Source organism: Vibrio sp. 1CM24A, assembly GCF_023161725.1.
Classification (GTDB): domain Bacteria; phylum Pseudomonadota; class Gammaproteobacteria; order Enterobacterales; family Vibrionaceae; genus Vibrio; species Vibrio coralliirubri.
Genome location: NZ_JALNTS010000014.1, coordinates 58,795 through 66,177 on the forward strand (window position 1 = coordinate 58,795; position 7,383 = coordinate 66,177).

8 protein-coding genes are annotated in these 7,383 nt (G+C 43.9%); 5 read left to right on the forward strand and 3 right to left on the reverse strand.

Features of this window, described 5'->3' with window-relative positions; all coding sequences use genetic code 11:
• Nucleotides 1-63: 63 nt before the first annotated feature.
• Entirely contained in the window at nt 64-1,020 is a 957-nt protein-coding gene (locus MSG38_RS22770) for a LysR family transcriptional regulator (protein ID WP_248402696.1), read from the reverse strand.
• 100 nt (nt 1,021-1,120) lie between these two features.
• Here MSG38_RS22770 and MSG38_RS22775 point away from each other — a divergent pair, with 100 nt between their 5' ends.
• Nucleotides 1,121-2,473 carry an MATE family efflux transporter gene (locus MSG38_RS22775; RefSeq protein ID WP_248402697.1) on the forward strand — a complete coding sequence of 451 codons (1,353 nt, stop codon included), beginning with the start codon at nt 1,121-1,123 and terminating at the stop codon, nt 2,471-2,473.
• 185 nt (nt 2,474-2,658) lie between these two features.
• On the opposite strand, the gene MSG38_RS22780 is transcribed toward MSG38_RS22775, so the two are convergent.
• Nucleotides 2,659-3,096 (reverse strand): Spy/CpxP family protein refolding chaperone, encoded by a 438-nt coding sequence (locus tag MSG38_RS22780; RefSeq protein WP_248402698.1) that lies wholly within the window; start codon nt 3,094-3,096, stop codon nt 2,659-2,661.
• A gap of 213 nt (nt 3,097-3,309) precedes the next feature.
• On the opposite strand from MSG38_RS22780, the gene MSG38_RS22785 reads away from it, so the two are divergent.
• From MSG38_RS22785 to MSG38_RS22800, 4 genes are all read left to right on the forward strand, one after another.
• Complete coding sequence (locus tag MSG38_RS22785; protein WP_017630837.1) at nt 3,310-3,555, forward strand: hypothetical protein; 246 nt, start codon at nt 3,310-3,312, stop codon at nt 3,553-3,555.
• A 306-nt stretch (nt 3,556-3,861) separates the two neighbouring features.
• Nucleotides 3,862-4,866, forward strand: a complete 1,005-nt coding sequence (locus tag MSG38_RS22790; RefSeq protein ID WP_048610862.1) for a response regulator — start codon at nt 3,862-3,864, stop codon at nt 4,864-4,866.
• A 1-nt stretch (nt 4,867) separates the two neighbouring features.
• Complete coding sequence (locus tag MSG38_RS22795; protein ID WP_048606084.1) at nt 4,868-5,305, forward strand: PAS domain-containing protein; 438 nt, start codon at nt 4,868-4,870, stop codon at nt 5,303-5,305.
• Between the two features lie 865 nt (nt 5,306-6,170).
• Nucleotides 6,171-7,214: a GMP reductase gene (locus tag MSG38_RS22800; protein ID WP_248402699.1), complete on the forward strand. Its 1,044-nt coding sequence runs from the start codon at nt 6,171-6,173 to the stop codon at nt 7,212-7,214.
• Nucleotides 7,215-7,288: 74 nt separating this feature from the next.
• Here MSG38_RS22800 and MSG38_RS22805 read toward each other — a convergent pair.
• Nucleotides 7,289-7,383 (reverse strand): IS3 family transposase (locus tag MSG38_RS22805; protein WP_248402703.1); only part of this gene is annotated, 95 nt, incomplete at its 5' end.

Here is a 7,383-nt window from a genome sequence, read left to right on the forward strand (position 1 = left end):
GGTAAAAAGCATAAGCCGCAGCAAGTTCTGCGGCTTATTTGTATCTAAGCTTAAGGCTTATCGTTACTGTTGATCTTGGATAACACCAAACCAATGATTCTGATGAGACAGTACTTTCAGCAACTCGATCTCTTTCGTTGTCTCTTCTCTAAGCCATTCAATGAGGTCGTTGATGATAGGCGTGTGACTACGCTGGTGAATGAAGTAAGTCCACGCACTGTGTTGGATCTTTGCATTCTTAGGACAGTACAAGAAGCCTCGTTGGAGATCTTGTTGAACTAACAATAGATCCGTGACCGTAACCCCTTCACCAGATAAACAGGCACTGAGTGCCATATCTAAAGACAAGAAGCTGGTATTTCTGACGGGTTTCTTTGGTGGGAATTCAACATCGGCCAACCACACTTTCCAGTCATGGTGATCTAAGGTCGGGTGCAACCGTGGCATGGTTAAGATCGAATCGAGGTCGGTGTCTTTGGTGGTTAAACTAGTAGAACAGACCGGCGCCATAAACTCTTCCCGCAAGAAGGTGATGTCTGGTGCTTTGTCATAGCGTTTTTTGAAGCGCGTATGGAAGATCAGTAGGTCATATTCACTGCTATTGATTGACTCGTCTTCCTCAATTACAGGAACTATGACGATCTCATGATCTTGATAACGCTCGTTTAATTCCCGCACTTTGGAGATCAATACTCGTGTCGCGAAACTCAAGGTCGCTTTGATCACAATACGCTTCTGTTTCGGCTCACTCCAAGAGGCGATAACGGCTTCGATATTGGCGTAGCTTTCTCGCAAAGCGACATACAAATCATGACCCTGTACCGTTAATTCAATAGCTCGATGCTTGCGAATAACCAGTGATGCGTTTAACTCATCTTCAAGCTGTTTGATCTGTCGACTGATCGCACTTTGTGTCACATGCAGCTCTTCGGCAGCCAGAGTAAAGCTCATCAGCCTTGCAGCAGCTTCAAAGGCTTTTAAGCCATTATGTGAGGGTGGCAAGCTAGGATATGGGGTCATAATTCGTTCGCATGAGTTTATGGAATGTTAGAGTCGCAAATTTATCAATTGAACGCCAGCCTCATCGATCGTATTTTGGGCGAAATTACCTGAGGCGCTCATGAAAAAAATACTCACTCTTGCATTCCCTTTGATCATTTCACAGCTGATCTCTATGGCGTTAGTCCTTACTGATGTTTGGATGATGTCGCGTATCAGTGTGTCAGCCCTTGCGGCTGGTGGCTTAGGCGCCTCTATCTACTTTTTTATCTTCATTATTGCGAGCAGCACTGTGGGTTGTGTCGCGAACTTGATTGCGATCGCTTATGGTCAGCGCGTCGCTCGCCCAGAGTTTGGTAATACTCAAATCAGATTGGCGGTGAAAGGCGCAACCATGTTGGCATTCGTGCTCAGCGTGACCTTAATGGCCAGCTTCTGGTTTGCTCCGTTGGTATTAGAAGCTGCCAAACAGCCGCCAGAAGTGATCACTTTAGCCATGGAATATGTCCATGCTTTGAAGTGGGTGATGTTGCCTTCGCTTATCTTGTTGGTACTTCGTGGCTTAACCAGTGCGTTTGGCAATGTGCGTTCTATTCTGGTGATGTCTATTATCACCGTAATTCTGAATGTGCCAGTCAGCTACTTCTTAACCTTCCAATTAGACATGGGCTTAACGGGTTTAGGGCTTGGTACGGCTATCGCGGCATTTATCGTGATGGTCGGATACACGGCTTGGGTATTTAAGCGTGACGAGTTTAAGCAATTCGCCCCTTGGCTAAATACAGAAGAGTACTCAATCAAGTTGATGAGTCCGCTTTTAATGATGGGTTTACCTATCGGCTTAGCAGCACTACTTGAGCATGGCCTTATTTACGGTGGCACCTTGATGGCGGGCACGATCAGTATTGCTTCGTTAGCTCTGCACCAAATCCTGCTGCAATGCTTAAGCTTTACTTGGAACTTCAATTTCGGTTTCTCACAAGCCGCAGCTATTTTGGTGGGGCGTGATTTCGGTGCGGGAAACTACGAAGGTATCAAAAGAACCTCGATTCTCAGCTTTATCTTGGTGTCGGTGTTGAGCGTTGCTTTGTCTGCCGTGTTCATCATATGGCCTGAGATGATCGCTTCTATCTTCAAGTTAGATGATGGTACGGGTGCGATGACCTCACTATTGGCTTCTGTTATCTGGGTAGTGGCGTTGTGCTTTATTGTTGATGCTTGGCAGCTACTGGCGATTAACCTGCTAAGAGGCATGAAGATTGTCTCTATGCCAACCGTGATGACTGCCATCGGTTATTGGGTATTTGGCCTACCTGCAGCTTGGTATTTGATGCCAAAATTCGAATTGGCGGGGATCTGGGGCGGAATCGGCGTTGGTTTGGGCGTGACAGGTATTCTGCTGCTTATCCAATTGATGCGTGTCATTCAAAAGAACAACCAATCTCCAGATTTGTCGAATCATGCTTATACGTGATTTGCTTATGGCGCACTGAACACAAAAAAGCCGCAGTCATCATAATGACTGCGGCTTTTTGTTGTCTATTCAGATTATCCCTTTTCTGGGGGAGATGGGAAGAATCAATATCAGGATTAGGGGCAGCTATTTTCTACCAGACGACTTATTCCAGACTACTCTCTACCAAACTATTTTCCACCAGACTACTTTCCACCAGAGAGCGCAGACTTCATCATGGTTTTGAATTGCTCTTTCTGCTCTTCCGTCAACACATTGTAAATGTTGTTCTTAAGACGCATCTCTTGCATCACCATCGACTTCTCTGTTGCTTGAACCGTATCAATGACCTTTTCCATTTCGGCTTCATCAAAATCTGGTTGAGTCACAAGGCTGATCTGTTTCTTTTTAAGCTCTATGGCTTTATCCATATCAATCTCTGTTCTATCGGATTGATACTCTTGAACAAGAGAGAACACTTCCGCTTGTTGCTCTTCGGTTAGATTCAAAGAAGCAATAACCATTTGCAGTGGGCTAAGCGCTGGCTGTGGCGGTTGTTGTGGTGATGAAGCACTCACAAACGGAGCGGTAACGAGTAGAGCTGAAGCAGTTAATACACAAAGTGACTTTTTCAGTGATTTCATTGAGTTTCTCCTGTTAGTGGAAACATGAGTATAGGTGAGTAAGCTGAACTCGATATGAACATGTCGTTCAGTTTAATTCGCCGAACTCATTGCGTTCACTTAGTTACCTTTATCTAAGCGTTGAAACGAGTTAGACCTTGGTCTTACAGAAACCGAGCTAAAAGGTGACTAGAATGATTTGAGTTGCTCACCGTTTTATCAAGGAATACACAAATGGAAGTTGGATTGTTCTGGGCTGAAAAAGGAATGTTAGTGCTTGGCGCACTGTTTGTTTTGACGAGTATGATGCAGTACGGAAGACGCAGTAGCGATTGGAAAGGCGTGATTACGATGTTCTACAAGCGTATCCCAATGAACATCGCCGAATACAAATGGTACCGTTTGGGTATCGCTCTGTTGGTATTTGCTGTGATCATACGTTTCGCATTGCTGATTTTATGGCCTACATATCAGTTCTAGTTCTTCACACTATCTCTCTTATCATGGGCACATAAAGCCGATAAATGAATGAGTCAGCCGGGCCTTAATAAACCCGCTTGTTAAGGCTGCTGTTAAATAAAATAGTGCTATTACTCAACAGTAAGGAGTGGCTATTACCTTTGTAGCATATTGTTTTTCATGAAGAATAATACGAAATAATAGCTTACCTACCTGTTTCATCATTCTTACTAATAATCTGCACATAAATCCATTCACCCCGTACCTGATACCATAATGTTCTGTTACACTCGTTCGAATTAGCTTTAATTTGTCAGTGGTGCATTTATGTCGTTCCCAGTTCTTATATGTGATGATTCTGCGTTAGCAAGGAAGCAGATGGCTCGATCACTGCCTAGTTCTCTAAATGCAGATATAACTTTTGCTGTTCATGGGCTTAATGCACTTGAAGAGCTCGCTCAAAACCAATTCAAACTGATGTTCCTCGACCTCACCATGCCGGAATTAGATGGCTATGGCACATTGGAAGAGATGCAACGTTTAGGCGATACCACGCCTGTTGTCGTTGTTTCTGGTGACATACAACCAAAAGCGCAACAGAAGGTGCTGGATCTCGGTGCTAAAGCGTTTTTGCAAAAGCCGATCGATAAAGAAGCGCTAAAAGCCATTTTACGTGAGCATGTCGAGCCGCCAAAACAACCTCAAATCATTACCCCAACCGCTTTAGAACTGCCAATACTTCGCAGACGTGATGTCTATATGGAAGTCGCGAACGTAGCGATAGGCCGTGCAGCTGATGCACTGGCTCGTCACTTTAATGTGTTTGTTCACCTACCGCTGCCGAACGTTAACATCTTCGAAGTGAGTGAATTGCACATGGCACTTCGCGATCTAGCCGACAACGACCAAGTGTCGGGTGTTTGCCAAGGCTTCAGCGGAGAAGGCATTGCAGGTGAAGCGCTAGTTTTGTTGAGTGATTCCAGTGTGAGCGACCTTAAGAAGCTTATGAAGGTGCCAACAGAAAGCGAGCAGCTAGAAGAACTAGAGTTACTGATGGATGTATCGAACATCTTAGTCGGCTCATTCTTGAATGGGTTAGGGGAGCAATCAGAAGTTCGTTTCTTCCAGAGTTCGCCTGTTCTACTAGGGCAACATATCTCGATTGATTCTGTCATTGAAAATACCAGTGGCTCGTTTAAGAAGACCATGACCTTTGAGGTTAGCTACAACATTGATGGCACTTCAATCCGTTGTGATCTTCTATTTATGTTCGTTGATGAGTCTCTGCCTCTTCTAGATAACAAGTTGGCCTACCTAATGGAGGAGTTTTAATATGTTGAATCTTCCTGCTGAATTTGAACAGTTCCACTGGATGGTGGACATGGTTCAAAACGTCGATATGGGGCTGGTGGTCATTAACCGTGACTTTCAGGTACAAGTTTGGAATGGCTTCATGACGCACCATAGTGGTAAGCAATCACATGATGCGATCGGTAAGTCGATCTTTGAACTGTTTCCTGAAATCCCAGAAGAGTGGTTTAGGCTGAAAACTAAGCCCGTCTACGACCTAGGCTGTCGTAGCTTCATTACATGGCAACAAAGGCCTTATCTGTTTAAGTGTCGTAACGTTAGGCCAGTAACCCAACAAGCTGATTTCATGTATCAGAACGTGACGCTAAACCCGATGCGCTCGCCAACAGGGCAAGTGACCTCATTGTTCTTGTCTATTCAAGATGCAACTGCAGAAGCGTTAGTCTCTCAAAAGAACTAGATCGCTCTATTCGCCAAACAACGCTTTCCTATACGCGTATTAGTATCAGTCTAATACGCGAATAAAAATGGCTAAGGTTAACCACCTTAGTCATTTTTTGCTTTCTATTCTTCAAATCTTATCTTTTCCCCCAGTTTTTCACGTCAACCAATCCTCTTTTACTGAGCGATTTGCAGAGTCTTCTAGGTTAAATGAACGAAAGCGCTGTAACGAAACGTGCTTTTGGAACCGTAATGCTCCGGGTTAATAGAAATTGGATTTATAAAGTGCAAGCTGAGAAGGGGCATTTAATGGAGTGTGAAGGTTGAATTATCAAACCCAAGTGAATCTTGGTCTCTAGATTGAGTCGTTTTTACCCTACTTTTCCAAGTGACAGCAAAACAAAAGCGTCACGAGATTACCCAATTTGGTCGAAAACAGATAAAAATTAGAAAAAAATCGAATTTATTTAAGAAAAAAGGCATTTTTTTGTTGGATAAAAGTGTGGTTTTTATGTGATTTCGAGGCACTTTCTTCACATATTTGCATTATGAGGGCGATATTACGTGAAATATGAAGGAAAACGATTGCGCAATAAACCAACAGCGTTTGCGCGAATGGTTCGCTAAGTTATTAATTAATAAGAATTTAGTTGGGAAGTGTGACTGAGAGATTTTTAGCGGATATGGAATCTTTGAGAGGATAGCATAAAAAAAAGTGAAATATCAGACTTGCTGTTACTAAATCACGACCTATAATGCTGAAAACCGGAGCGTCTGCCAACGCTCCGGTTTTTTTGTGTCCGAAGAAAAGTAAACTCGTCTGCCAACGGTTTTACTACGCATTTCGCGAGAGACACATAATTTTATGAATCAAGGAAAACACCATGCGTATCGAACAAGAACTTAAGTTAGGTTTCAAAGATGTACTCTTCCGTCCGAAGCGTTCTACCCTTAAAAGCCGTTCTCAAGTTGAATTAACCCGCGATTTTACATTCAAGCATAGCGGTCGTCAATGGTCTGGTACTCCAGTAATTGCAGCTAACATGGATTCGGTAGCAAGCTTTGAAATGGCAGCTGCTTTAGCAGAGCACGGTGTAATGACTGCAGTACACAAGCACTACACAGTAGAGCAGTGGGCTGAGTTCGCTAAAACAGCAGACAAGAAAGCACTGAACAACGTATTTGTATCAACAGGTACATCTGAAGCTGAGTTCGAGAAAGTTAAGAAGATCATGGCTCTTAGCGAAGAGTTTGTATTCATCTGTATCGATATCGCTAACGGCTACTCAGAGCACCTAGTTGAGTTCGTACAAAAAGTACGTGCAGAATTCCCGACTAAAGTTATCTCTGCGGGTAACGTTGTAACGGGTGACATGGTTGAAGAGCTAATTCTAGCTGGCGCAGACATCGTTAAGGTTGGTATCGGTCCTGGTTCTGTTTGTACTACACGTGTTAAAACAGGCGTAGGTTACCCTCAACTTTCTGCAATCATCGAGTGTGGCGACGCAGCACACGGCCTTGGTGGCATGATCATCGGTGACGGTGGTTGTTCATGTGCGGGTGACGTATCTAAAGCGTTCGGCGGCGGTGCTGACTTCGTAATGCTAGGCGGCATGCTAGCAGGTCACTCTGAGTCAGGCGGTGAAGTTGTAGAGCAAGACGGTAAGCAATTCATGAAGTTCTACGGCATGTCTTCACAGTCGGCTATGGACAAGCACTCAGGTGGTGTTGCTAAGTACCGTGCTGCGGAAGGTAAAACTGTTTTACTTCCATACCGTGGTTCAGTTCACAACACAATTTCTGACATCCTTGGTGGTGTACGTTCAACTTGTACATACGTAGGCGCAGCAAAGCTTAAAGAGCTAACCAAGCGTACGACTTTCATCCGTGTACAAGAGCAAGAGAACAACGTATTCGGTAAAGAGTAATCTGAACGAGTTCGAATAGTTTGAAAATCAAGAGCCGCTTTTTTGAAGTGACCCCATAAAGTTGGACATTTCTGTTAAGCGGCTTTCAAGGTCTGAGTTCGATATTCTATCGGAGTCAGGCCTTTTAGTTTCACTTTTATACGTTTGGTATTGTAGTACTCGATGTATT